The organism is Amycolatopsis silviterrae, from assembly GCF_042684085.1.
Taxonomy (GTDB): Bacteria; Actinomycetota; Actinomycetes; order Mycobacteriales; family Pseudonocardiaceae; genus Amycolatopsis; species Amycolatopsis silviterrae.
In genome coordinates this window covers 329,830-354,258 of record NZ_JBHUKS010000015.1, presented here as the reverse complement: position 1 = coordinate 354,258, position 24,429 = coordinate 329,830, and the positions used below count along the sequence as shown (strand labels likewise).

Genomic DNA, 24,429 nt, shown 5'->3' with positions numbered 1-24,429 from the left:
TCATGACCTCCGACCAGCAACGGATCGACAGTTTCCGCCAAGCCGCCGGACGATTCGCTTCCGGCGTCACGGTGGTGACCACCGCGCTCGACGGGCACCTTTACGGCATCACCGCGACTTCGTTCGTGTCTCTTTCGCTGAACCCGCTCCTGGTGACGGTGTCGATCAATTCGCACAGCCCGATTCTCGACGAGATCCGCGAAAGCGGGGTCTTCGCGATCAACGTGCTCGGCCGCCACCAGCAGGAGGTTTCCGCCTGCTTCGCCCGCCGAGGACGCGGCCGGAGCAAGGAACGGTTCGACGAGGTCGAGACACATACCGAGGCCACCGGAGCCCCGGTCGTCACCGGCGCGCTGAGCTGGTTCGACTGCACCGTGCACACGATGCTGGGCGGCGGGGACCACATCATCCTCGTCGGCGAGGTCGTTTCGGCGGGTGGCGGAACCGGGCAGCCGTTGCTGTACTGGTCCGGCGAATACCGCGAACTCAATACGGCGGAAGAAGCCGAGGCGGACATCGGCCGGATCGCCGATTCGCTTTCCATCCAGCTGCATTTGCACGGCATGCGGACCGAACAGCTGCTGGAAGCGCAGCACGCGGTCGAACCCGCGGCGGCCGCGCTCGCCGCCCGCGCGGCCGCCGACGAGCAAGTGGCGCAATTGCGCGCGCTGGTCGAGGAATCGGAGAAACACGTCCACGACGCCAGCCGGTACAACCCACTGTCGCTGGAATTCCACGCCCGCCTCGGTTTGCTCAGCGGAAACCCGGCGATCGCCGCGTCGGTCGGCGCGCTCAACCGGCCGAGGGAAAGCGTGTATGCCGTGCACACGAACACCGAGCGAGCGACTCGTGCGGTCGACGCGCACCGGCGGATTCTTCAGGCCATTGAGGACCGTGACGAGGACGCCGCCCGCCGGTTGATGACTGAGCACCTTGGCGTGGTGGCGCAAGGAATGCCGTGCTGAACGGAGAGACCATGGACGCGGACGTCCTCATCATCGGCGCGGGCCCGGTCGGCCTCGTCGCCGCGCTCGACCTGAGCAGCCGCGGCGTGTCGGTGATTGTCGTCGAGGAACGGGAATTTCTCGAACCGCCGAACGTCAAATGCAATCACGTCGCTTCGCGCACCATGGAAAGCTTCCGCCGGCTGGGGATCGCCGCCGAGGTACGCGCGGCCGGGCTGCCCAGCGATTACCCGCAGGACGTCGCGTTCCGGACCTCGCTGACCGGACGGGAACTGTCGCGCATCCCGATCCCGGCGAGCGGCGAGCGGTACACCTCCCGCGTCGGTCCCGACACGAGCTGGGCGACGCCGGAGCCGCCGCACCGGATCAACCAGACGTTCCTGGAACCGATCCTCGCTCGCAACGCTGCCGCCGCGCCCGGCGTGACTCTCCTCAACCGCACCCGGTTCCACTCGGTGCGCCAGGACGAGTCATCTGTCTCGGCGATCGTGTCTGATGAATCGGGCGAACGTACCTTGCGCGCCCGGTACTTCATCGGCGCGGACGGCGGCCGTTCGGCAGTGCGCAAGCAGATCGGCGCGAAGCTCAGCGGCGATCCGGTGCTTCAGCACGTGCAGTCTACCTGCATTCGCGCGCCGAAGCTGTACTCGCTGATGTCGGCCGACGAACCGCGAGCCTGGGGTTACTACACGTTCAACGCCCGCCGCGTCGGCCACGTGTACGCGATCGACGGCAGCGAAACCTTCCTCGTGCACACCTATCTTGCCTCGGAGGAAGAATCCGTCGACCGGGACGCGGCGATCCGGGCCATCCTCGGCGTGGATGAGTCCTTTGAGTACGACGTTGTGTCCAAAGAGGACTGGACCGCGCGCCGTCTGCTCGCCGACCGGTTCCGCGACCGGCGGGTGTTCCTCGCCGGGGACGCCTCCCATCTGTGGGTGCCGTTCGCGGGATTCGGGATGAACGCGGGCATCGCGGACGTGCTCAACCTGACCTGGCTGCTCGGCGCGCATCTCGGCGGCTGGGCGGAGGAAGGGATCCTGGACGCCTACGAAGCCGAACGGCGGCCGATCACCGAGCAGGTGTCGCAGTTCGCGATGAACCACCAACGGAAACTCGCGCGGCCCGGCCTGCCCGCCGCCCTCGAAGACGACACTCCGGCGGGTGAGGCCGCTCGCGAATCCTTCGGTACCGCGGTGCGTGAGCTGAACGAGCCGCAATTCGCCGCCGCTGGGTTGAATTACGGCTACGCGTATCACGGTTCGCCGATCATCGCGTACGACGGTGAAGAAGCGCCCGGCTATACGATGGGCACTTACACACCGTCCACTGTGCCCGGTTGCCGTGCCCCGCACTTCCGGATGGTGGACGGATCTTCGCTGTACGACCATTTCTCGCCTGGCTACACCGCGATCACCAGCGTTGATGTCTCGGTGCTGGCGGCGGAGGCGGCAAGCCGGGAAATCCCGTTCGCGGTCGTCGAAGCGGCGGCGCTGCCGGACGAATATCTGTGCCCGATCACGCTGGTGCGGCAGGACCAGACAGTGGTCTGGCGAGGTGCCCCGCCCGACCGGGCGGCCGCGGCCAAGTTGTGGGAAAAGCTTCGCGGCGCTTGACCCCCGGCCACTGTGAAGGCCTCCTTGAGGAAATCCCTCAAGGAGGCCTTCACGGCTTTCAGCGGCGGATGATTTTGCTGGCCGCCATGGCTTTCAACCCTTCGACCCCGAACTCCAGCCCGTATCCCGACGACTTCGTCCCGCCAAAGGGAATCGCCGGATCGACGCCGCCGTGCTGGTTGATCCACACGGTGCCCGCCTCCAGTCGCTGCGCCACCGCGTCGGTCTCGTCGGCGTCGGCACCCCACACCGAAGCGCCCAAACCTTGGTCTGTGCCGTTGGCCCGGCGCACGGCATCGTCCACTTCGGAGTATCGGATCACCGGCAGTACCGGCCCGAACTGCTCCTCGTCGACGACTGCGGCACCGTCCTCGACGTCTGCGACGATGGTCGGCCGGTAGAACAACGGCCCCAGTTCCGTCGCTGGCACGCCGCCGGTGACGATGCGGGCGCCGCGCGCACGAGCGTCCTCGACCAGCCGCGAGACAATCTCGAACTGCGCGGGATTCTGCACCGGCCCGAGCCGGTTCGCCTTGTCCTGTCCCGGTCCCATCGGCGCTTTCTCGGCGCGTTCGGCCAATGCCGAGACGACGTCGGCGTAAATCGACTCGTGCACGTAAAGCCGTTTGAGCGCGGCGCACACCTGGCCGGTGTTCATGAACGCCGCCCAGAACAGCTTGTCCGCGACCGCGTCCACGTCGGTTCCGGGCAACACAATCGCGGCGTCGTTCCCGCCCAGTTCGAGGGTGAGCCGGGCAAGGTTGCCCGCCGAGCTTTCGACGATCCGGCGGCCGGTCGCGGTCGAGCCGGTGAACACGATCTTGGCGATCCGCGGATGCGCGGCCAGCGCGGCGCCGACCTCGCGATCGCCGGAGATCGCGGTCAGCACGTCCGCGGGGAGGTGCCGGCGGAAGATCTCCACGAGGGCGAGCACGCTCAACGGCGTGTTCTCGGAAGGCTTGAGCACCACGGTGTTTCCCATCCGCAGCGCCGGCGCGACGTGCCACACGGCGATCATCACCGGGAAATTCCATGGACCGATCGACGCGACCACGCCGAGCGGGACGTAGTGCTGCTCGGCCCCGTCCGGGAGTGGCTGCGGTTCCAGCACGGTGTCCGCCGCGGCCCGGAGCCAGTGCGCGGCGCCGTGCGCTTCACCGGCGCCGCCGGCCTTGCCTTGCTCGGCGGTGATGATTTCCCCGAGTTCTTCGGCCTGCGCGTCGATGTCGTCCGCGATGACGCGCAGAAGCCGTGAACGCTCGGCGTGTCCCAGCGCGGCCCACGCGGGTTGTGCTGTGGCGGCAGCGGCGATTGCGGCGTTCAGGTCGTCGACCGTGTGCACCGGGGCGTGTCCGACGACCTCCCGGGTCGCGGCGTCCTGGATCGGCCGGCCGCGGTCGTCGGCGACCGAGACGGTGGTCAGCAGTGCGTTCATGCGGGACCCTTCCGTAAAAGTTTACATTGAATATAGTCAATTGGAGGTGCTGGGGCTAGCGGAGACCGGCGAGCGTCGCGATCCGCAGGCCGGTGTGGAGTTCGCGGCGCACCTTCCCGTCGGTGAGATCGACGTCGGCGACCGCACGCACGCGATCCAGCCGGTAGTAGAGGGTGCTGCGGTGGACGTGCAGGGCCAGCGCGGTGCGTTGCGCGTCGCAGCCGCAGTCGAGGTAGGTCTCCAGGGTCTGCGCGAGGTCTGGCCCGGATTGCGCGTCGAGCAGTCGTCGGACGGCGTCGGGGAGATCGGCGACGTCAAGGTCGTCTATCGGGAGCTGCAGCAGCAGCCGGTCCAAACCCAGCTCGGACCAGTGGACCACGCGGCCGCTATCGCTGCCGCGCAAGGCGATCCGAGCTTCCCGCAGCGACCGGTGCACGCCGGACAGCGGTGCATGCGCTCCGCCGACGCCGGCGTGCAGCCCGGAAAAGGCTGGCTGCGCAAGGAGGGCCGACAGTCGCTCGGTGTCGATCTCGTACGGCACCAGCAGAACAGCTTCGCTGCCGAGCACCGCGCCGGCCGCTTTCAAGGTGGGAAAGACCGGGATGGTCGACAACGCCCGGTCCAGCACGAGCCGCAGCGTTGCGGAACTGGGTTCGGCCCGCGGTGGGGTCGCGATCGAAATCACCGTGTAGTGCGGGACGGGGGAGAGCAGGCCGCTCGCCAGCAGTTCGTCGGCGGCACGGACGCGCTGGTCGTCGTTGCCTTCGAGGAGCGCGTCGAGCAGACGTCGCGCGCGGTCTTCGTCCTCCCGGTTGCCGAGCGCCATGGCGGCCAGCAGCAACCCGATCTGCGCCCGGCGGTCGCGCAGCTCGTCGTCGTCCTCGTAGGCCGACTCGTCGTCCTCCGGGATCGTCGACGACAGGTAACCGACGAGCCGTCCCTCGTGCCGGACCGGCGCGACGAGCCGGGACTGCCCGCCGTCGAGCGGCGGAATCCGGACCGGCTCGCGCGCCTGGCCGACCCGATAGTCCCGGATGGACTCCCGGGCGCGCGAAGATCCTTTGTGGGACAGGATGATCGCCAGCCGGGCATGGTCGACGTCCTGGTCGTGCACGCTGAACGCGATCACCGTGAAGTCGACGTCGAACACGATGACCGGCCGCCCGAGCCGGTCCGCGTAGGCCTGCACCTGTCCTTCGAGAGTCATGGTCGCCTCTTCCGTTGCCAGCCGCCGGAGATTTGATCTATATTCATTATAGACATTTGACGAGAGGGATCCGCATGGCACAGATGACAGGCGGTGACGCGCTCGCCAGGGCGCTCATCAGCGAGGGCGTCGACACGGTCTTCGGCATTCCCGGGGTCCAGCTGGACGGGCTCACCGACGGCATGTACCGCGAGCGGGACAAGCTCGATCTGGTCGTCCCCCGGCACGAGCAGGCGACCAGCTACATGGCGGACGGCTACTACCGGTCGTCCGGCCGTCCGGGGGTGGCGATGGTCGTTCCCGGGCCGGGCGTGCTGAACGCCGGCGCGGGGATGGCGACGGCGTACGCGTGCTCCTCGCAGGTGATGCTGCTGGCCGGGACCATTCCGTCGCCGCTGGTCGGCGGCGGGCTCGGTGCGCTGCACGAGATTCCGCGGCAGACGGACACCGTCCAGGGCCTGACGAAGTGGTCCGCGCGGCCCAAGCGGGTCGAGGAGATTCCGGATCTCGTTCACGAGGGCTTCCGGCAGATGCGGACTGGACGGCCTCGTCCGGTCGCGCTTGAGCTGGGGCCGGATCTGCTGCACGCGGTCGCGGATCTGAAGCCGGGGGAGCCGTTCGGGGTGCGGGAGCCGGAAGCGCCGGAGCGGGATGTCGCCGAGCTTGCGCGGTTGCTGTCGGCGAGTGCGCGGCCGGTGATCCACGTTGGCGGCGGGATGCGGGATCCGCGCGCGTTCAAGCTGCTGGCTCGGCTGGCTGAGCTGCTGGACGCGCCGGTGGTGATGAGCGAGAACGGTCGCGGGGCGATCGATGCCCGGGATCCGCATGCGCTGCCTGCGTTCGCGTTGTGGGAGTTGCGTGCTTCGGCGGATCTGGTGGTTTCGTTCGGCAGCCGGTTCTTGACGCCGTTTGGGCAGCAGCTGAATGTCGGGGATGCTCGGCTGGCGTTGGTGAATGTGGACGCGGCTGACCTTCGGGAGCCTCGGCGGCCGGATCTGGCGGTCAATGCCGATGCGGTGGCTGTGTTGACCGCGTTGGTCGAGCGGTTGTCGCCGCGTGCTGGGTGGGGTTCGGAGCTGGTCCGGCTTCGGGAGGAGTGCGAGGCTCGGATTCGGAAGCAGGCTGGGCCGCAGATGGAGTTTGTCGATGCGATCCGTGCGGCGTTGCCTGAGGATGGGGTCTATGTCAATGAGTTGACGCAGATTGGGTATGTGTCGACGTATGGGTTTCCGGTGCAGGCGCCGCGGTCGTATGTGTGGCCTGGGTATCAGGGGACGCTTGGTTATGCGATGCCTACCGCGCTCGGTGCTGCCGTGGGGTCGGGCGGGCGTCCGGTTGTCGCGGTGACTGGAGATGGGGGGATTGGGTGGTCGCTGCAGGAGTTCGCTACGGCTAAGAAGTACGGGATTCCGTTGGTGACGGTGTTGTTTGAGGATTCTCGGTTTGGGAATGTTTGGCGGATTCAGCGGGATACTTATGGTGGGCGGTTCATCGGGTCTGATCTGACCAATCCTGATTTCGGGCTGCTTGCGCAGGCGTTTGGGGTGGACTTCGCGCTTGCTGAGGATGCTGCTGCGGTGGAGAAGCATGTGTCTGCGGCGATCGCTGCTCGGCGTCCGGCGATTGTTAAGGTGCCGGTGGATGTTTTTCCGTCGCCTTGGCCGTTGATTCACGAGAAGCATTGAGTTGCGTGGGGCACCCCGAAGGTTGATTGTGCTGACGCTCGGCGGGTGCTTGTCAAGGCGGGAAAGATGCCTTGACAAGCACCCGCCGAGCGCAGGGAGGCTTCGTATCGGGGTGCGGGGGTGGGGCTGGGTGCCTCGCTGGGTGGGTGCATCGGCTGCGGTTGGGGTGGGGGCTTGCGCCCCAATGTGGCATTGGGTGCGTGGGACGCAACCAACGCCACATTGGGTGCGTTCCGGGTGGCGGTGGAGGTCCGTGGAGGACTCCTTGAGGGAATCTGGGGTCAATGCCAGCGACTTAAGCCGGGTGGCCTCAGCCTGCTGACCATCCATAAAGGACACCCGCTTCAGCGAGATGCCCGATTGACGCCGGTGTGCCCGTTTCTTCAAGTCCGTGAGGGGAACCCTGGGGGAATCTGATTCCCTCAGGGTTCCCCTCACGGACGACACGCCCAGCGTCCGCTGCCTGCAACGGCCCCGACGCGAGCCAGTTCGGTCCGCCAGCCGCTTCGGCCTGGGCGGACACGCCTCAGCTGCACCCACAACGCCGCCTTAAGCCCCTGGCATGGGAATCTGGGGCTGTGAGGGTTCCCCTCACGGTCAGCCGACGTGGCTCAAAGCGAGGGCGGCTAGAGCTGCGGCCTGGTCGCTGAGGACGCGGTCGTCGAAGACTGCGCGCGGAGAGTGGTTCATCTCCGCCGTGTCCGGGTCGACTCCCTCCGGCGTGGTGCCCAGAAAGATAAAAGCACCGGGAACTTCGTTCAATACCGCGGAAAAGCTCTCCGAAGCCATCACCGGATGCTCCAGCGGCACTGCCCGTTCCGTACCGAACAGATCCCCCAGAACGTTCAACGCATGCGCCGCAGCCTTCGGGTCGTTCGCAGTCACCGGGTAGACCGTCCGGAATTCCGCTTCAGCCCGGCAGCCGAATGCCGACGCGATCCCCTCCGCCAGCGAGGGCAGTTCGCGGGCCAGGATCTCCACGCTCTCCGCCGACAGCGCGCGAATCGTCGCAGCGAGCGTCGCCTCGTCGGGGATGGCGTTGATGATCTCGCTCGCCTGCATCTTGGTCACCGACAGCACCACCGGATCGAACACCGGGAACCGCCGGGTGACATACGTGTGCAGGGCCGAAATGATCTGCGCCGCAGCGGGAACCGGGTCCACCGCCTGATGCGGCCGCGAACCGTGTCCGCTCCGGCCGAGCACGCGCACGGTCAGGCTGCTGGCCCCGGCCATAACCGAACCGGGGCGAGTCGTGAATACGCCAGCCGGGCCGGGCAGGACGTGAATGCCGTATGCCGCCTCGACGTCCGTCAGCACTCCCTCCTCGATCAGCCGTTGTGCGCCGCCGCCTGCTTCTTCGCCTGGTTCGAACATGAACACCACGGAGCCGGCGATCTCGTCGCGGCGGGCGCTGAGGAGTTTGGCCGCGCCGACTAGTGCGGCGGTGTGCAGGTCGTGTCCGCAGGCGTGCATCAGGCCGGGGGTTTGGGATGCGAACGGCAGGCCGGTCTCTTCCGTCACGCGCAGGGCGTCCATGTCCGCGCGCAGCAAGACCGACGGTCCGGGCCGCGTGCCGCGCAGTACTGCGACGATGGACGTGAAATCGTGCGGGCCGGGGGTGACTTCCAGGTCGAGGTCGGCCATCGCCGCGAGCACGGCCCGCTGGGTTTGGGGGAGGGCGAATCCGGCTTCCGGCTGGGCGTGCAGGGTTCGGCGGAGGGCGGCCAGATCGGGCTGGAGGGTGGCGGAGTCGGCGAGAATTCTGGCGGTAACCGGCATCGGAGGGCTCCTTGGGCACGGTGCGTGCCGCGCTGGTGACGCAGGCGTCTAATGTCTACAATCAATATAGACGATGCCGGGTGTTCGGGGTTCCGGTGCGCCTCTAATCTGTCACTACGCGTGACCCGCGTCGGCGACGTCACCGGACCGAGTACTTCGGAGGACTCCTTGCCGCAGATCACGAACACCGCCGCCGCCGTCCAGGTCGCTCGCGCGCTCGAGGACGAGATCGTCTCGGAGGGCTGGAGCGCCGGGCACTTCGTCGGGCGCCGTCAGGAGTTGATGGCGCGCTTCGGGGTCGCGCCGGCCACGCTCAGCGAGGCGATCCAGCTGTTGCGCGCCCGCGGCATCGTCGACGCGAAGCCGGGGCCGGGCGGCGGGATCTTCGTCGCGACGCGCTCGCCGTTCACGCACCTGAGCGACCAGCTCCTCCAGCTGCGCGAAGGAAAAGCGACGGTGGAGAACTGCCTGCGCGTCCTGGACTCGCTCGACGGTTCGGTGCTGCACGACGCGGTCGAGAACGCGAGCGACGAGGACATCGCCGACATCGCAGCGTGCGCCGAGACCTTGAAGGCGGCTTGGGATTCCGCTGAGGCGCCCACGGCGATCTGGGCGCTGCACGCGCGGATCGCCCAGGTGTCGCCGAACGAGCTTTTGCGCAGCCTGTACACGAATCTCGTCGACTACATCATCGCCGCGCGGCTCGAAGGCGTCACCGCGCCGACCACGCAGGAGCGGCTGCGGACGCATCTCGACTTCGCCGAGGCGGTCGTCCAGCGCGATCACAAGCTGGCGGAGTCGGCGATCGCGCGGCACCGCCGTCCCTCGGTGGCGGCCCGGCCTTCCTGAAATCTCAAGCCGGAGAACTGATGGATGTACACGCGCTCAGAATTATGTATATTCATTACAGTTAATCATCCGGCTTGAGGAGGATGCATGCTGCTCCGCAGTGTGGTCGACCGCGTGCTCGCCGCTCCCGATCGCTCGTCCCGCGGTGCGCAGCCGCCGATCCGCTTGTCACAGAACGAAATGCCGTGGGCGCCCGCCGACGTCATCGTCTCCGCGATGACCGAAGCGGCCCGGAATGCCCACCGCTACCCCGATTACCACCGGTCCGCGGCGCGTGCCGCCGTCGCCGAAGCGATGGGTCTGGACGCGGGGCGGATCGCGATCGACAACGGTTCCGGCACTCTGCTGCACGCGCTCGCCCGGCTGGTCTGCGAACCCGGCGTGCACGGCGTGCGCCCAGCACCGTCCTTCGAGGCGTACGCGGCCGCGCTTTCGCTGGCCGGAGCGGAGTCCACAGAGGTCGGTCTCGACGCGAACGGCGCGATGGATCTCGACGCGATGCTCGCCGCGGTCGGCCCGGAAACCCGCATTGTCTACCTCTGCAATCCCAACAACCCGACCGGCGGGATGCGCGGGCTCGAGGATATCCGGGACTTCCTGAAAAGCGTCCCGCCGAGCGTGCTGGTTGTTGTCGACGAGGCATACCGCGAGTTCGTGTCCGCTGAACCGGTGGACGCGACTGTCGGCTTGCTCGACGAGTTCGAAAATCTTGTGCTGCTGCGGACACTGTCCAAAGCGCACGGTTTGGCGGGAATCCGCGTCGGATATGCCGCCGCCGCACCGCGGATCGCCGAGGCGCTGCGGCGCACCTCCGTCGGGTTCGCGCTCAACAGCGTGGCCGAAGCAGCGGTCATCGCGGCGCTGGGAGCCGAAGGATTGGCTGTGGCGAAGGAAAGAACCGCTGTCATCGTCTCGGAGCGCGCCCGCGTCGAGGCCGCGTTGACCGCGGCGAACGTCGCGTTTATCCCGAGCCAGGCGAATTTCCTTTTCCTGCCGGGAGACGCGGCGGACCTGCTGTCCCGTTTGGAGGCTCGCGGCGTGCTCGCCCGGCCGTTCCCGAAGGCCGGCGGGGCGCGGGTGACGATCGGGCTGCCCGAGGAAAACGACGCCGTCCTCGCCGCCCTTATCTGATCAGCGGTTTCCTCCGACACCGTGTCGGAGGAAACCGGAAGGACTTCGGAGAGCCGCTCGATGAGCCGCCGCACCCGAGTTCTTACGCTAGCCGGCAGGACGGACGGAGCGGTTCGTCCGCGAGGCGGGTAACCGATCGCTCGCAGGAAGGAACGGTGCAGTGACCGAGCGCCTATTCGAGCACGACCGGCGGGCATCGATGCGCCGCTCGGTGACCGGCGGGGTGCTCAAAGCGACCCTGCTCGCCGGGCTCACCCTGATTTTCGTCTATCCGGTCGCGATGATCGTGCTCGGCGCCTTCCGCGACGGGCTGCCCTCGGACAACATGCCGTTCACGATGAGCGGCCTGCTCGCGGCGTTCGAGTCCGCGGAAACCTGGCACACGCTGTGGAACTCGATCGTGCTGGTCCTCGTGTGCGGCACGATCTCGGTGGCGGGCGGCGGGCTGTTCGCCTGGATCGCGGCCAACACGAACGTCCCCGGCCGCAAGCTGCTCACGCCGATCATGGTGATCAACCTCTTCGTCCCGCCGCTGTTTCACACCCTCGGCTGGATCATGCTCGGCAACGCCCAGAACGGCCTGCTCAACCAGCTCGGCCGCGAGCTCGGCACGTCCGGCCCGCTGATCAACATCCAGGGCTGGGGCGGGCTGATCCTGCTGACCTCGCTCGGCTACATGCCGTTCGCGTACCTGCTGCTGCTCGGCGCGTTCAAGAACCGCGACCAGTCGCTCGACGAGGCCGCCGCGATCAGCGGCGCGGGCACCGTGCGGACGTTCTTCACCATCACCATCCCCTCGGTCGGCCCGGCGATCACCGGCGCGGCCCTGCTGATCGCGGTGCTGGTGTTCCAGTCGTTCGACGGACCGCAGCTGATCGGGCGGCAGGCGGGCATCTACGTCTTCTCCACGCAGATCTACCACTACGTCCGGGACGAGGCGCCCGCCGAGTACACCAAGGCGTTCGCGCTGTCGCTCGTGCTGATCCTGCTGGTGCTGCTGCTTTTCCTCGCTCAGCGCTGGATGCTGCGCGGCCGCAGCTTCACCACGCTCACCGGGAAGACGTCGCGGCGCGATCCGCAGGAGCTGGGCCCGGTCCGCTGGGTGCTGTCCGCGCTGATCGTCGTGGTGGTGCTGCTGAACTTCCTGCTGCCGCTGTTCGCGATGGTGCTCGGCAGCCTCCAGCCGATCTTCGGGGTGATGAGCACCGGGCTGACCCTGGACAACTACGTCACGATGCTCACCGACCCGCAGTTCAGCGCGAGCCTGGCGCTCACCGCATGGCTCGCGGTCATCGGCGGCTTCGGTTCGATCGCGATCGCGCTGCTCACCACCTACGTCACCGCGCGGCGCAGGGGATTCCTCCGGAGCTACACCTCGTTCGCCGTCTGGATTCCGTGGGCGCTGCCCGGCGTCGTGCTCGGTCTCGCCTACATGTTCGCGGTGTTGTACCTGCCCGCCTTCCGCGGGCTGTACGGCTCGGCGTTCCTGATGACGCTCGTGCTCGTCGTCGCCACGATCCCGGTGTCCAGCCGGATCGCCGAGGGCGCGCTGGCCCAGCTGTCGCCGGAGCTGGAGGAGGCGGGCCGGATGTCCGGCGCGAGCGCGGGCCGGGTGCTGGTGACCATCGTGCTGCGCCTGGTCATCCCGAGTTTCCTGGCCGGCTGGTTCCTCTCCGCGCTGTTCATCTCGGGCAACCTCGCGGTGCCGATGCTGCTCGCCCCGCCCGGGCTGGAACCGGTTTCGCTGACCGCCTTCCAGCAGTTCCTCACCGGCGAGATGTCCCGGGGCGCGGCGCTGTTCATGATCATCCTGCTCGCCGCGTTCGTCGTGCTGGCGCTCGCCGCGGTGTCCGTCAAGCTCGGCGGCCGGATCCTCGGCCGCGACCGTTCCGCAGGTCCGCTCTCCCGCCTCACCCCCTGACCAGAGAGGAAGAACAATGAAGTTCTCCCGCACGAAACTGCGCGCGCCCGCGCTGGCGCTCACCGCCGGCCTGCTCGCCGCGCTCACCGCCTGTGCGTCGGCGGGCGCGGCCAAATCGAGCACGCCGATCGAGGTCCCCGGCGCGTCCGCCGCGGCCAACAAGTACATGAACGAGCTGTACGACAAGGCGTTCGCGGCCAACCACACCCAGCTCGTGCTGTACGGGCCGGGGGTGACCGCGAACCAGAAGCTGAACGACGTGTTCGCCAAGCGTTTCCCCGGGATCCGGCTGCTGCCGCAGGACCAGGCCGACGCCCAGATCCTCACCAAGCTCGACACCGAGGCGCAGAGCGGGAACCGGATCGCGGACGTCTACGTCGGCGGCGAATCGCCCCAGGCCGCCGCGAAGCCGAACATCTGCGCGCCCGCGGACGTGCGCACCGCTGACCCCGGGTTCAAGGTGCCGACCGACAACGACGGCAGGCTCACCTACTTCGCCCTGCGCTACTTCGGTTTCGTCTACAACACCGACCAGGTGCAGAAGCAGGACGCGCCGAAGAACTGGCACGACCTGCTCGACCCGAAGTGGAAGGGCAAGATCGCGGTCGGCGACATGACCGTCCCCGGCGGCATCCGCTACATCCTCGAATCGCTGATGCTGCCCGAGAACGAGAAGAAGTGGGGCCGCTCCTACCTGGAGAAGCTGGCCGCGCAGGAGCTGCAGATCTCGCAGTCCGAGCCGATGGTGCCCACCGACGTCGCGAGCGGCCGGTTCCCGGTCGGCATCGCCGTCTACCAGGGCTACTACGAGGCGCAGAAGCAGAAGGGCGCGCCGATCGACATGGTGTTCCCGCTCAGCGACGGCGGTAACTACATGGCGCGGTCGGCGCTGTGCCTGATCAAGGACGCGCCGCACGCCGAGGCCGCGCAGCTGTACGTCAACTGGCTGTACTCGCCGGAGGGCCAGAAAGCGCTGGCGGAGAAGGACAACTCCTACGGCCGCACCCCGGCCGCGCCCGGCCCGCCCGGACTGCCGTCGCTGGACAAGCTGCCGCGGCTGCCGTTCTCGAACCCGGACCCCGCGTTCAACAAGCCCTACTTCGACTTCATCACCCAGGCCTTCAAGAAGTAACGCCGCCCGTCCCCGGCCGGAGAGAAAGCGCAGGTCACCATGACCGAAGTCCAGGTATCCGGACTCACCAAGAAGTACGGCGCGAAGGCGGCGCTGCACGAACTGGACCTCACGATCGAGTCCGGGCAGTTCGTGACGCTGCTCGGGCCCTCGGGCTGCGGCAAGACGACCACCTTGCGCTGCCTGGCCGGGCTGGAGCGGCCGACCTCGGGCCGGATCGTCATGGGCGACCGGGTCGTGGTCGACACCGCGCGGCGCACGTTCGTGCCCGCCGACAAACGCCGGGTCGGCATGGTGTTCCAGAGCTACGCGCTATGGCCGCACCTGAACGTCACGGACAACGTCGCGTACCCGCTGAAGGTCGCCCGGATGCCCGGCCGGGACCGTGCGCAGCGGGTGCAGGAAATGCTCGACGCGGTCGGTCTCGCCGACCTCGGGAAGCGCCCGGTCACCGCCCTGTCGGGCGGCCAGCAGCAGCGCGTGGCCTTGGCCCGCGCGCTGGCCGCCCGGCCGGGGATCATCTTCTACGACGAGCCGCTGTCCAATTTGGACAGCAAACTGCGGTACCAGATGGGCCAGCAGGTGCGGTCGCTGCACAACCGGTTCGAGACGACGTCGGTCTACGTGACGCACGACCAGGACGAAGCGATCACGCTGTCCGACCGGATCATCGTGATGAGCGAGGGCGTCATCGTCCAGTCCGGTACGCCGAGCGACCTGTACGACCGCCCGAATTCGGCGTATGTCGCGGACTTCATGGGCTTTCAGAACATCCTGCCGGGCACGGTCACCGGCGTGCACGGCAAAACTGCCGAGGTGCGGGTCGATGAGACTTCGCTGGTGTTCTCCGGAATCACGACCGGCGACGTTTCGGTCGGGGATCGGGCCGACATCGCGTTCCGTGCGGCGCATGCCCGGCTGTGCCCGGACGGCTCTGGCGTCGGGACGTTCCGCGGCACTGTCGAGCGCACCACGTATCTCGGCAGCGCGGTCAACCTCCTCGTGCGTGCGGACGGCCTCCCGATGCGCGTGCGTACCGAAACGGCCGAACTGTCCGCCGAAGCCGTCCCGACCGCGGGCGAAGAACACACCTTCGCGGTGCGCCCGGACCGCGCCGTCGTCATCCCGCACGAGAACGCGGCCCCGGCCGACGACGACTACCTGACCACGATGACCGATGCCGCCGTCGCGCCCCGCTGACGCCGGACGAAGGGAAGAATCCGTGCCCGACCCAGCCATCCCCCGGTCCGAGGGGCCGCGGATCCGGGAACTCGCCGAAATCGGCGGGCGCACCGACACCCGCGACGTCCTCGCCCACGCCACCAAACAGGCCGAGCGGGAGTACGACGACTACTTCATCGTCGACATCGACGCGCACGTCTCGGAGGACCATTTCTGGGGCGAGGTGCTGGAACTCATCGACAACGATGTGTGGCGGCAGATCGGGATGGACCAGTTCGGGAAGTTCGCCGGCAACAACGCGCTGCTGAACATCCAGCCCGGGATGTCGCATCAGAGCGTCGGCGGGCGGATCGGGCACCAGGGGCGGAAGGAACCGCTGGACGGGGTGTCCGGGCATCCGTTCGTCGCGGCCGCCCGGCGCGGGATGGACGCGATGGGGCTGGACTACCAGGTCGTGTTCCCGAGCGCGATGCTGCTGCTGGGCATGCATCCGCAGGACGAGATCGAGGTGGTGCTCGGGCGGGCGTTCAACCGGTGGCTGACCGAGGTGGTGCTGCCGCAGGACGACCGGCTCAAGGGGATGTTGTACCTGCCGTACAACACTCCGGAGGTGTGCGAGGAGCTGGTCGAGAAGTATGCCGACAATGCCGGGATCATCGGGTACACGGTGTGTTCTACCCGGAACAATCCAGTGCACTCGGATGTCTATACCCGGCTGTACAAGCTGATCGAGGACAGCGGGAAGCCGTTGGCCTTCCACTCCGGGTATCACTGGGGCGATCCGTCGTTCGCTCAGTTGAACCGGTTTCTTTCGATGCATGCGTTGTCGTTCACGCATTACAACCAGATTCATGTGACTAACTGGATCATCAACGCGATGCCGGAGCGGTTTCCCCGGTTGAAGATGGTCTGGGTGGAGAGCGGGCTGGCTTGGATTCCGTTCCTGATGCAGCGGCTTGACCATGAGGTGTTGATGCGGCCCAGTGAGGCTCCTGGGCTGACTCGGTTGCCCAGTGAGTACATGAAGGACATGTGGTACACCAGTCAGCCGATGGAGCGGACCAGCATGGAGTTGCTGGAAGCCGGGATGAAGTCGTTCAACGCGGAGACGCAGTTGCTGTATTCGTCGGACTGGCCGCATTGGGATTGGGACGCGCCGTCCACTATTACCCGGTTGCCGTTTCTTTCTGAGCAGGCTAAGCGGAATATTCTGGGGCTTAATGCTGCTCGGGTGTTCAATCTGCCTACTGATCGACGGAAGCCTGCTGCGTCGAGCGTGCTTCGTGACCGGCCTGGGGTGTCGTGATGACTGCTGAATTGACTTCGCTGGTGTCTCGGTTGGGTGAGGTTACTGCCGAGATCGCTGCTCAGGATGGGGCGGCTGCGGTTGCCGATGAAGAGATCGCTGAGTTGTTGTATGCGGCGGCCCGGTTGTTCTCGGCCAAGACTGATCGGGTGGGGAAGATTGCCTGGCCGGTTCGGGAGGATGCGCTTACCGCTACTGAGACGGTGGTCTTGGTGACGGCGTTGCTGGATGCGGCGGATGTGAATCTTTTTGATATGGCGATTTGGTATCGGAGGGCGGAATGAGCGCCGTGCTGCGGGATGTTGTGGTGGCTCGTCTTTCCGATCTCCAGGCTCGGGGGCGGGTCGTGGTTTCGGTGGACGGGGTGGAGGTGGGGGTTTACTTTCATGCCGGGGAGGTGCGGGCTTGGCATAACGTGTGCCCGCATCAAGGGGGGCCGGTTTGCCAGGGGAAGATGATGCCTCGGACTGTTCAGCCGGTTCGGGAGGATCGGAAGAGTGCGGGGCCCGCGTTTCATCCGGCTGATCGGAATATTGTTTGTCCTTGGCATGGGTTTGAGTTCGATGTATTGACTGGGCGGCATCCGGCTGATGGGCGGGTGGGGTTGCGGGCTGTTCCTGTTCGGGTTGATGGCGAGTCTGTGGTTGTGTCGGTTTAGGGGTTGCGTGGGGGCACCCCGAAGCCTGAGTGTGCTGACGGTTCGGGGGTGCTTGTCAAGGCGGGAAAGATGCCTTGACAAGCACCCCCGAACTGCAGGGAGGCTTCGTATCGGGGTGCGGGGGTGGGGCTGGGTGCCTCGCTGGTTGGGTGCATCGGCTGCGGTTGGGAGTGGGGAGTAGCGCCCCAATGTGGCATTGGGTGCGTCGGATGCACCCAATGTGGCGTTGGTTGCGTGGGATGCACCCAATGCCACATTGGGGCGCATCCGGCGGGGGCCAAGGTCCGTGAAGGACTCCTTGAGGGAATCCAGGTCCGTGAAGGGCCCCCTCGCAGCCGTCGGGGGGTGGCAGCGGGTCGTGAGGGGAACCCTGAGGGAATCTGGGGCTGTGAAGGTGGCCCTCACTGCGCGGTCAGATAGCGGTGGGGTCGACCTCGACTGCGGCGAAAAGCGTTCGTGCGCACAGGTCCCGCAGTTCCTCGGTGCTGATCTTCGGCTCGTCCAGCCAGTCCAGGATCAGCGTCGCCACGAACGAAAGCCATCCCCGCACTGCCAGGCGGGTGGTGGCGGTGACCGGGCGCAGCAGGCTAACGGCGGCCAGGATGCGCTCCGCGTTCGCGGCCATGCCTGCCTCGCAGATTTCCCGGATTTCGCGGTCCGCGTCGCCTGCGCTCCGGTGCACGATGCGGTAGCCGTCGGGGTGAGTGCGGGCGAATTCCAGGTACACCTCTAGTCCGGCGCGCAGCTGTTGTGCCACCGGCAGCGCGGGATCGGGTTCGCTCATCGCCAGCAGCTGGTCGCGCTGGACGCGGACGATCGCGGCGAAGAAGTCCTTCTTCGTGGGGAAGTAGTGGTACAGCAGGCCGCGCGAGACGCCGGCGATCTCGGCGACTTCCTCGATCCACACCTCGTCGTAGGGGCGTCCCGCGAACAGGCCGGCGCCGATGGTCAGCAGCTGTTCGCGCCGCTGTTCGGTGCTCAGGCGCGTCCGCATCGTCCCAGCTTACTTGACACCGGTTCAGTAGCGGGGGATGGTGACCCTATTGGATGTGGGTTCAGTAGGGAGCGAACTGTGGACACCACTGCGATTCCGCACCGTCCTGGCCGGCTGCCGGTGCTGGGGGACCTGCTCGGGACCAACGTGCGCGAGCCGCTGCAGAGCACTATGCGCGCGGGGGCGGGGCTCGGGCCGATTTTCACCCGCAAGTTCTTCGGTCTGGAGATCGTGTTCGCCAGCGGGATCGACCTGGTCACCGAGCTGAACGACGAGTCAAGGTTCGGCAAGCACGTGGGACTTGGCGTCGAGCGGTTGCGCGGGGTCGTCGGCGACGGGTTGTTCACCGCGCATACGCGCGAGCCGAATTGGCGGCTGGCCCACGACATCCTGCAGCCCGCGTTCTCCGCCGAGGCGATGCGCCGCTACCACTCGATGATGCTCGAGGTTGCCGGCGAGCTGACTGCGGCGTGGGACCGCGCGGAAGGTCCGGTCGACGTCGCCGCCGACATGACCCGGTTGACGCTGGAGACGATCGGGCTCGCTGGGTTCGGGTACCGGTTCGGGTCGTTTGAGCGGGCTGAACGGCATCCGTTCGTCACGGCGATGATCCGGGCGTTGCGGTTCGCTCAGCTGGACAACGTCAAGCTCCCGTTCGTGCGGCGCGCGCTGGCCGGGTCGCGCGCGCAGAACCAGGCTGACATCGAGACCATGACGAACCTGGTCGACGAGGTCATCGAGACCCGTCGGCGGGAGGGCGGCGAAGCGCGGGATCTGCTGGGGCTGATGCTCACCGAGGGGCACCCGGCGACGGGGGAGCGACTTGACCCGGTGAACATTCGCAACCAGGCCATCACGTTCGTTGTCGCGGGGCACGAGACGACGTCCGGTGCGCTGTCGTTCGCGTTGTACTACCTGACGCGTCATCCCGAGCTGCTGGCGAAGGCCCGTGCCGAGGTCGACTCAGTCTGGGGAGATCGCGAACCGGCTTTCGGCGACGTGGCGAAGCTGCGGTACGTCCGCCGTGTCCTCGACGAGGCGATGCGGTTGTGGCCGACTGCGCCCGGCTACTCCCGGGAAGCGCGCGAAGACCTGGTGCTGGGCGGGAAATACCCGATGCGCAAGGGCGATTCGATCATCGTCCCGCTGCCGATGCTCCACCGCGACCCGACGGTGTGGGGGCCGGATCCGGAGAAATTCGACCCGGACCGTTTCGAGCCGGCGGCGGTGCGGAAGCGGCCGGCACAGGCGTACAAGCCGTTCGGTACCGGGGAGCGTGCGTGCATCGGGCGGCAGTTCGCCTTGCACGAAGCGGTGCTGGCGTTGGGGATCATGTTGCAGCGCTACGACTTCGAGGCGGACCCGGCGTACGAGTTGAAGATCGTGGAGTCGTTGACGCTGAAGCCGAGCGGGTTCACTGTCCGGCCGCGGATCCGAGAGCGGGCGGCGGTGCTGGCCAGCTAGCTGCCCGCCAGTTCGCCGGACAGCCGTTCGTGCATCGTCGCGCTGTGCTTGTTCAGTCCGACGATCTCGACGGTCTTCCCGCGTGCCTCGTACTTCGTCGTGATCGCGTCAAGCGCGGCGACCGTCGAGACGTCCCAGATGTGCGCGGCGGAAAGGTCGATGACCACTCGGTCCGGGTCGTCGGCGTAGTCGAACTGATAGACGAGATCGTTGCTGGACGCGAAGAACAGCGCGCCCGTCACCGAGTACCGGACACTGGCCGGGGAGCGCACCGCGGTCACCTCGACCAGGTGCGCGACCCGGCGAGCGAAGATCACCATCGCGGTGATCGAGCCGACCACGACGCCGATCGCGAGGTTGCTGGTCGCCACCACGATCCCGACGGTCACCGCCATCACGGCGACCTCGCCGACCGGCATCCGCTTCAGCGTGGCGGGCGCGATCGAATGCCAGTCGAACGTGCCGAACGCGACCAGCACCATCACCGCGACCAGTGCGGCCATCGGGATCCGCGACACGACCGGTCCGAACACCAGGCACAGCACCATCAGGAACGCGCCGGCGAGGAACGTCGACAGCCGGGTCCGGCTGCCCGCGACCTTCACGTTGATCATGGTCTGGCCGATCATCGCGCAGCCGCCCATCCCGCCGAAAACCCCGGTCACGACGTTGGCCACGCCCTGCCCGACCGCTTCCCGGGTCTTGTTCGAGTGCGTGTCAGTGATGTCGTCGACCAGTTTGGCGGTCATCAGCGATTCCATCAGCCCGACCAGGGCGAACGCCAGCGCGTACGGCGCGATCAGGCCGAGCGTGCCGAAGGTGAACGGCACGTCCGGGATCCCCGGCACCGGCAGCGCTGAGGGCAGCGCACCCTTGTCGCCGACGGTCGGCACGGCGATCCCGGCCGCGATCGTCAACGCGGTGAGCACCACGATCGACACCAGCGGCGCGGGGACGGCTTTGGTGAGGCGTGGGAAGAACACCATGAGCACGAGGCCGCCGGCGAACAGCGGGTACACCGGCCACGGCACGTCGATCAGCTCCGGCACCTGCGCCAGGAAGATCAGGATCGCCAGCGCGTTCACGAAGCCGACCATCACGCTGCGCGGCACGAACCGCATCAGCCTCGCCACCCCGAGCGAGCCCAGCACGATCTGGAACAGCCCGCCCAGCACGACCGTCGCGACGAGATAGCCGAACCCGTGCTCCCTCGCCAGCGGCGCGACCACCAGGGCGATCGCCCCGGTCGCCGCGGAGATCATCGCCGGGCGGCCGCCGACGAACGCGATGACCACGGCCATGGTGAACGACGCGCACAGGCCCACCCGCGGATCGACGCCGGCGATCACCGAGAACGAGATCGCCTCCGGGATCAGCGCCAGCGCGACCACCAGCCCGCCGAGGATTTCGGTGCGCGCGACCCGGGGCGACAGCCACGCCGGCCGTCGAATGGACACAGTGGACAGTGGCGAGGGCACAGTGGATGACCTGTCGTTTTCGGGGACGGGCAGAAAGAGCCGATTCCGACGGTAGAGGACGGATCGGGCCGCGCCGCCGTTCCCCGCCTTCAGGTGAGTTTTGGATCACCTGCCTTTCCCCGTGTCCGGGGCCGCGCTACGATCAGGGCAGTCGTACAGGGCGATCGCCCTGTACGACTGACCAGGAGGGAGCGGGGATGACTTCTCCGGCGGCGGCACGCGGCCGTGAAGTGCGGCAACGGTTGCTGACAGCGGCGACGGAGCTGGTGTCGGAACGAGGCTGGGCGGCGGTGAGCACACGGGTGCTGGCGGACCGGGCCGGCGTGACGCCGAGCGTGGTGCACTACCACTTCCCGTCCCTGCAGGCGTTGCTGCGCGAGGCGGTCCTGGACGCGATGCGCGAGGTGCTGGAAAGCGTCGGACCGGCGCTTGCCAAGACGCAAAGCCCGGCTGACCTGGTGACCGCGCTGTTCGGTTCGGTCGAGCCGTACACCGGGGTGGACCCGTTGTCCGTGCTGTTCGTCGAGGCGTATCTGGCCGCGCGGCGCGACGAGGAGCTGCGGGACCAGATCGGCGGACTGCTTCTGGCATTTCGCGCCCAAGTCAGCCGCTGGCTCGCCGAGCGCGGCGTCCCCGAACCGGACGCGACCACGGAGGTGCTGGTCGCGACCATCGACGGCTTGCTGCTGCACCGCGGCCTCGCTCCGGGCGGCGACCCGGCGGCGGTCAACTCCGTTCTGCGCGGGCTGGTCACCCGGCCTCAGGGAGGAGGAATGCGATGAGAATCCTGGTCTGCGGCGCCGGGATCGCCGGGCTGGCCGCGGCGAACCGGCTGTCCGCGCTGGGCAACGAGGTGACGCTCGTGGAGCGCGCGCCCGGCCCGCGCCCGCAGGGCTACATGATCGACTTCTTCGGTTCCGGCTACGACGCGGCCGAGGCGATGGGCGCGCTGCCCGCGATCGAGGAAGCGGCCTACCCGATCTCCGAGGCGATCCTCCTCGACCCGCACGGGAAACGCCGCGCCGACATCCAGTTCGCCCAGTTCGCGCGCGCGGTCGGCGGCCGGTTGCTGAACGTCCTGCGGCCGGACCTGGAACGGGCTTTGCGCGAGTCGCTGCCCGCGGCGGTCGAGCTTCGGTACGGCAGTGGGGTGGCCGGAGTCGAGGAGGACGGCGACCAGGTCACGGTCACGCTCTCCGACGGTTCAACGGTGGAAGCCGACCTGCTCGTGGGCGCTGACGGAATCCATTCGACAGTGCGGCAGCTGGTGTTCGGCGAGGAGGCGCAGTTCCTCCGTTACCTCGGCTTCCACACCGCCGCGTTCCTGTTCCAGGCACCGGAGATCCATGCGGTCGCTGATGGCCGGTTCTGCCTCACCGACACAGTCGGGCGGCAGATGGGTTTCTACGGTCTGCGCGCCGGAACGGTCGCCGCCTTCGCCGTCCATCGCACCCCCGATCCCACGCTGCCCGACGACCTCCGGACGTCGCTGCTCGACACCTACGGCTCGCTGGGCTGGCTGGTCCCGGAAGCGCTCAAGCACTGCCCGCCGTCGGCGGAGATCTACTACGACCAGGTCGCCCAGATCGAACTGCCCCGGTGGAGCAAGGGGCGCGTCACGCTGGTCGGAGACGCGGCGTATGCGGTGTCGCTGCTGGCCGGACAGGGTGCGTCCCTCGGGATCGCGGGCGCATACGTGCTGGCCGATCAGCTCAGCCGGGCAGCCTCGATTCCCGAAGGCTTGGCGGCCTACGAGCGGCTGTGGCGTCCGGTCGCGGCCGAGAAACAGCAGTTGGCCCGCGACGGCGCCCGCTGGTTCCTCCCGGCCAGCAAGCCGCAGCGACACCTGCGCCGGTTCGCGCTGAAACTGGCCCGGTTGCCGGGAATTGACCGGTTCGTCGCTGGGAGTTTGACCGGGAAGTCCACCGCGCTCATCACGAACCTGCACCATTCGGCAAGGGAAGGAGCCCGATCGTGAAACCGATCGTGCGCACGCTTTTCAAGGCACCGGGGAAACTGTACGACCGCGACCTCGGCTGGGTGCTGGGCAAGCGTTTCCTGTGCCTGACCCACTTCGGCCGCAAGTCCGGCCGGCGGTACCGGACGGTGCTGGAGGTGATCGGCCTCCGCCCCGAAACGGACGAGGTCCTGGCGATCGCCGGACTGGGCCCGTCCTCGGACTGGTACCGCAACATCCAGGCCGCCCCCGCGGCGGAGGTCGCGATCGGCCGCCGGAAATTCGTTCCCGCGCACCGGATCCTCGGCGAATCCGAAGCCGCGGCCGCGCTCGCCGGCTACGAACGGCGAAACCGGCTGCTGCGGCCCGTCCTGCATCCCGTGCTGAGCAAGCTGGTGGGCTGGCGCTACGACGGCTCCGACGCCGCCCGGCACCGGATGGTCCGGCAACTGCCGATCGTCGCCTTCCGTCCTCGCGGCGCCACCGAATCCGACCAAGAAAGCGACTGATGAACTACATCGCCGAACTGCGCGAACTCGTCGGCACCCGCCCGCTGATCCTGCCCGGCACGTCCGTGCTGATCGCCGACGAACGCGGCAGGCTGCTGCTGATCTTCCGCACCGAAAGCCAGGACTGGGGCCTGCCCGGCGGTTTCCTCGACCCCGGCGAGTCCTACGAGGACGCGGGCAGGCGCGAGGTGCGGGAAGAAATCGGCCTGGCAGTCCGCGATCTCGAACTGCTCGGCGTCTACTCCGGACCGGAGTACTTCTACCGGTACCCGCACGGCGACGAGGTCCACAACGTCACCGCCGCGTTCACCGCGACCGTGGAGAACACCGACGTCACCATGGACGGCACGGAGATCTCCGGCTATGAGTTCTTCGCACTGGACCAGCTCCCGGACGACATCATCGCCCCCGAGCGGCCGATCATCGAGGACTATGTGAAGCGGTTCGGCCGCTGACCCGCTTGGCGCGCAGCACACAGGTCGCCATCGGCAACGTGAACGTGCCGGACGTTTCGGGCCGGCTCGCGAGGAACGCCCGGATCCGCTCCAGCGCTGCCGCCCGCTCCAGTTCTGGCAGCACCAGCATCCCGGCCCTGGTGCCGAGCGTCGCGACGAGGGAGTCGGCGGTGCGGACCTGACCGTGCGGGAACTCGGCCCGGTCCGGCAGCTCGAACCTGGCTGGCGAACCGTTCTCCGGCAGATGCGCGGTCGCCTCGCGCCAGCCCGCCGGAGTGTCGCGCGGGCCGATCGCCGCGCTGCCGCTGACTCGCGCCAGCTCGGCGACCCAGCCCACGCGATCGCCCACGGTGTTCCTCAACCCAGCCACCTCTTCGGCGACCACAACGCGGGATCGCGTCGGCGTGTGGAGGGGCGGTGCGAACGGCCCCCGGGCCGGGCGTACCGCCCCTCCACACGCCGACTCAAAGGCGATCCCGCCGCGACGACGAAGTCGGCGGAATCAAACACAGGTTTCAGGCCTGCCGGAGGCAGAACGGGTGTCCGGCCGGGCTGGCGTAAACGTGGCCGGAAAGCTGCCGCGCACCCGCCTCCACCGCCAGCTTCTCCGCTTCGGCGAGGTCATCCGCGATCAGATCGAGGTGCAGCTGCTGCGACACCCCGTCCGGCCACTCCGGCGGAACCTGCCCGGCGGCGTGCTGGA

The 24,429-nt window shown here is 67.7% G+C and carries 23 protein-coding genes; 16 read left to right on the top strand and 7 right to left on the bottom strand.

Annotated elements, in window-relative coordinates; genetic code table 11:
* Positions 1-2: 2 nt before the first annotated feature.
* Together ACFSVL_RS22245 and ACFSVL_RS22240 are read left to right on the top strand one after the other, a co-directional pair.
* Positions 3-965, top strand: coding sequence for a flavin reductase (locus ACFSVL_RS22245; protein WP_378307078.1), 963 nt, complete (start codon positions 3-5; stop codon positions 963-965).
* A complete protein-coding gene (locus ACFSVL_RS22240; protein WP_378307076.1) occupies positions 959-2,581 on the top strand; it encodes an FAD-dependent oxidoreductase in 1,623 nt (540 codons plus the stop codon). Before ACFSVL_RS22245 ends, ACFSVL_RS22240 begins: the two co-directional genes overlap by 7 nt.
* 58 nt (positions 2,582-2,639) lie before the next feature.
* Here the strand turns inward: ACFSVL_RS22240 and ACFSVL_RS22235 are convergent, their stop codons facing one another.
* Complete coding sequence (locus ACFSVL_RS22235) at positions 2,640-4,016, bottom strand: aldehyde dehydrogenase family protein (RefSeq protein WP_378307074.1); 1,377 nt, start codon at positions 4,014-4,016, stop codon at positions 2,640-2,642.
* Positions 4,017-4,071: 55 nt separating this feature from the next.
* A complete protein-coding gene (locus ACFSVL_RS22230; RefSeq protein ID WP_378307073.1) occupies positions 4,072-5,223 on the bottom strand; it encodes a PucR family transcriptional regulator in 1,152 nt (383 codons plus the stop codon).
* A gap of 74 nt (positions 5,224-5,297) precedes the next feature.
* On the opposite strand from ACFSVL_RS22230, the gene ACFSVL_RS22225 reads away from it, so the two are divergent.
* On the top strand, positions 5,298-6,908 hold the full coding sequence (locus tag ACFSVL_RS22225; protein ID WP_378307071.1) for a thiamine pyrophosphate-binding protein: 1,611 nt from the start codon (positions 5,298-5,300) through the stop codon (positions 6,906-6,908).
* Between the two features lie 597 nt (positions 6,909-7,505).
* Here the strand turns inward: ACFSVL_RS22225 and ACFSVL_RS22220 are convergent.
* Positions 7,506-8,690, bottom strand: coding sequence for a M20 metallopeptidase family protein (locus ACFSVL_RS22220; protein WP_378307069.1), 1,185 nt, complete (start codon positions 8,688-8,690; stop codon positions 7,506-7,508).
* 120 nt (positions 8,691-8,810) lie between these two features.
* Here ACFSVL_RS22220 and ACFSVL_RS22215 point away from each other — a divergent pair, with 120 nt between their 5' ends.
* From ACFSVL_RS22215 to ACFSVL_RS22180, 8 genes are all read left to right on the top strand, one after another.
* Complete coding sequence (locus ACFSVL_RS22215; protein WP_378307067.1) at positions 8,811-9,539, top strand: FadR/GntR family transcriptional regulator; 729 nt, start codon at positions 8,811-8,813, stop codon at positions 9,537-9,539.
* Between the two features lie 87 nt (positions 9,540-9,626).
* Positions 9,627-10,670: a pyridoxal phosphate-dependent aminotransferase gene (locus ACFSVL_RS22210; RefSeq protein ID WP_378307065.1), complete on the top strand. Its 1,044-nt coding sequence runs from the start codon at positions 9,627-9,629 to the stop codon at positions 10,668-10,670.
* 160 nt (positions 10,671-10,830) lie between these two features.
* Positions 10,831-12,591 (top strand): ABC transporter permease, encoded by a 1,761-nt coding sequence (locus ACFSVL_RS22205; RefSeq protein WP_378307063.1) that lies wholly within the window; start codon positions 10,831-10,833, stop codon positions 12,589-12,591.
* Between the two features lie 16 nt (positions 12,592-12,607).
* Positions 12,608-13,723: an ABC transporter substrate-binding protein gene (locus ACFSVL_RS22200; protein ID WP_378307061.1), complete on the top strand. Its 1,116-nt coding sequence runs from the start codon at positions 12,608-12,610 to the stop codon at positions 13,721-13,723.
* Between the two features lie 39 nt (positions 13,724-13,762).
* Positions 13,763-14,923, top strand: a complete 1,161-nt coding sequence (locus ACFSVL_RS22195; protein ID WP_378307059.1) for an ABC transporter ATP-binding protein — start codon at positions 13,763-13,765, stop codon at positions 14,921-14,923.
* 22 nt (positions 14,924-14,945) lie between these two features.
* Positions 14,946-16,211, top strand: coding sequence for an amidohydrolase family protein (locus tag ACFSVL_RS22190; RefSeq protein ID WP_378307057.1), 1,266 nt, complete (start codon positions 14,946-14,948; stop codon positions 16,209-16,211).
* Positions 16,211-16,495, top strand: a complete 285-nt coding sequence (locus ACFSVL_RS22185; RefSeq protein ID WP_378307056.1) for a hypothetical protein — start codon at positions 16,211-16,213, stop codon at positions 16,493-16,495. The genes ACFSVL_RS22190 and ACFSVL_RS22185 overlap by 1 nt, the downstream gene beginning before the upstream one ends.
* Positions 16,492-16,869, top strand: coding sequence for a Rieske (2Fe-2S) protein (locus tag ACFSVL_RS22180; protein ID WP_378307054.1), 378 nt, complete (start codon positions 16,492-16,494; stop codon positions 16,867-16,869). The genes ACFSVL_RS22185 and ACFSVL_RS22180 overlap by 4 nt, the downstream gene beginning before the upstream one ends.
* A 412-nt stretch (positions 16,870-17,281) precedes the next feature.
* Here the strand turns inward: ACFSVL_RS22180 and ACFSVL_RS22175 are convergent, their stop codons facing one another.
* Positions 17,282-17,863 carry a TetR/AcrR family transcriptional regulator gene (locus tag ACFSVL_RS22175; protein WP_378307053.1) on the bottom strand — a complete coding sequence of 194 codons (582 nt, stop codon included), beginning with the start codon at positions 17,861-17,863 and terminating at the stop codon, positions 17,282-17,284.
* Between the two features lie 78 nt (positions 17,864-17,941).
* Here ACFSVL_RS22175 and ACFSVL_RS22170 point away from each other — a divergent pair, with 78 nt between their 5' ends.
* Positions 17,942-19,327 (top strand): cytochrome P450, encoded by a 1,386-nt coding sequence (locus ACFSVL_RS22170; protein ID WP_378307052.1) that lies wholly within the window; start codon positions 17,942-17,944, stop codon positions 19,325-19,327.
* On the opposite strand, the gene ACFSVL_RS22165 is transcribed toward ACFSVL_RS22170, so the two are convergent.
* The gene (locus ACFSVL_RS22165) at positions 19,324-20,784 is read right to left on the bottom strand and encodes a SulP family inorganic anion transporter (protein WP_378307051.1); all 1,461 of its coding nucleotides are present in this window, start codon (positions 20,782-20,784) and stop codon (positions 19,324-19,326) included. The two genes, ACFSVL_RS22170 and ACFSVL_RS22165, sit on opposite strands and share 4 nt — an antisense overlap.
* Positions 20,785-21,002: 218 nt before the next feature.
* Here ACFSVL_RS22165 and ACFSVL_RS22160 point away from each other — a divergent pair, with 218 nt between their 5' ends.
* The 4 genes from ACFSVL_RS22160 to ACFSVL_RS22145 are packed head-to-tail and all read left to right on the top strand — an operon-like array spanning position 21,003 to position 23,726.
* Entirely contained in the window at positions 21,003-21,587 is a 585-nt protein-coding gene (locus ACFSVL_RS22160; RefSeq protein ID WP_378307049.1) for a TetR/AcrR family transcriptional regulator, read from the top strand.
* Complete coding sequence (locus tag ACFSVL_RS22155; protein ID WP_378307047.1) at positions 21,584-22,783, top strand: FAD-dependent monooxygenase; 1,200 nt, start codon at positions 21,584-21,586, stop codon at positions 22,781-22,783. The genes ACFSVL_RS22160 and ACFSVL_RS22155 overlap by 4 nt, the downstream gene beginning before the upstream one ends.
* Entirely contained in the window at positions 22,780-23,271 is a 492-nt protein-coding gene (locus tag ACFSVL_RS22150; RefSeq protein ID WP_378307045.1) for a nitroreductase family deazaflavin-dependent oxidoreductase, read from the top strand. Before ACFSVL_RS22155 ends, ACFSVL_RS22150 begins: the two co-directional genes overlap by 4 nt.
* Positions 23,271-23,726: an NUDIX hydrolase gene (locus tag ACFSVL_RS22145; protein WP_378307043.1), complete on the top strand. Its 456-nt coding sequence runs from the start codon at positions 23,271-23,273 to the stop codon at positions 23,724-23,726. The genes ACFSVL_RS22150 and ACFSVL_RS22145 overlap by 1 nt, the downstream gene beginning before the upstream one ends.
* Here the strand turns inward: ACFSVL_RS22145 and ACFSVL_RS22140 are convergent.
* Together ACFSVL_RS22140 and ACFSVL_RS22135 are read right to left on the bottom strand one after the other, a co-directional pair.
* A complete protein-coding gene (locus tag ACFSVL_RS22140; protein ID WP_378307041.1) occupies positions 23,692-24,075 on the bottom strand; it encodes a hypothetical protein in 384 nt (127 codons plus the stop codon). The two genes, ACFSVL_RS22145 and ACFSVL_RS22140, sit on opposite strands and share 35 nt — an antisense overlap.
* 166 nt (positions 24,076-24,241) lie before the next feature.
* The coding region (locus ACFSVL_RS22135) for a VOC family protein (RefSeq protein ID WP_378307039.1) at positions 24,242-24,429 on the bottom strand (188 nt) is incomplete at its 5' end.

Excerpts from the sequence above, each read along its gene's own strand:
- ACFSVL_RS22245 (WP_378307078.1), top strand. The coding sequence starts at position 3 with ATGACCTCCGACCAGCAACGGATCGACAGTTTCCGCCAAGCCGCCGGA.
- ACFSVL_RS22235 (WP_378307074.1), bottom strand. The coding sequence starts at position 4,016 with ATGAACGCACTGCTGACCACCGTCTCGGTCGCCGACGACCGCGGCCGG.
- ACFSVL_RS22230 (WP_378307073.1), bottom strand. The coding sequence starts at position 5,223 with ATGACTCTCGAAGGACAGGTGCAGGCCTACGCGGACCGGCTCGGGCGG.
- ACFSVL_RS22225 (WP_378307071.1), top strand. The coding sequence starts at position 5,298 with ATGGCACAGATGACAGGCGGTGACGCGCTCGCCAGGGCGCTCATCAGC.
- ACFSVL_RS22220 (WP_378307069.1), bottom strand. The coding sequence starts at position 8,690 with ATGCCGGTTACCGCCAGAATTCTCGCCGACTCCGCCACCCTCCAGCCC.
- ACFSVL_RS22210 (WP_378307065.1), top strand. The coding sequence starts at position 9,627 with ATGCTGCTCCGCAGTGTGGTCGACCGCGTGCTCGCCGCTCCCGATCGC.
- ACFSVL_RS22200 (WP_378307061.1), top strand. The coding sequence starts at position 12,608 with ATGAAGTTCTCCCGCACGAAACTGCGCGCGCCCGCGCTGGCGCTCACC.
- ACFSVL_RS22195 (WP_378307059.1), top strand. The coding sequence starts at position 13,763 with ATGACCGAAGTCCAGGTATCCGGACTCACCAAGAAGTACGGCGCGAAG.
- ACFSVL_RS22185 (WP_378307056.1), top strand. The coding sequence starts at position 16,211 with ATGACTGCTGAATTGACTTCGCTGGTGTCTCGGTTGGGTGAGGTTACT.
- ACFSVL_RS22180 (WP_378307054.1), top strand. The coding sequence starts at position 16,492 with ATGAGCGCCGTGCTGCGGGATGTTGTGGTGGCTCGTCTTTCCGATCTC.
- ACFSVL_RS22175 (WP_378307053.1), bottom strand. The coding sequence starts at position 17,863 with ATGCGGACGCGCCTGAGCACCGAACAGCGGCGCGAACAGCTGCTGACC.
- ACFSVL_RS22160 (WP_378307049.1), top strand. The coding sequence starts at position 21,003 with ATGACTTCTCCGGCGGCGGCACGCGGCCGTGAAGTGCGGCAACGGTTG.
- ACFSVL_RS22155 (WP_378307047.1), top strand. The coding sequence starts at position 21,584 with ATGAGAATCCTGGTCTGCGGCGCCGGGATCGCCGGGCTGGCCGCGGCG.
- ACFSVL_RS22145 (WP_378307043.1), top strand. The coding sequence starts at position 23,271 with ATGAACTACATCGCCGAACTGCGCGAACTCGTCGGCACCCGCCCGCTG.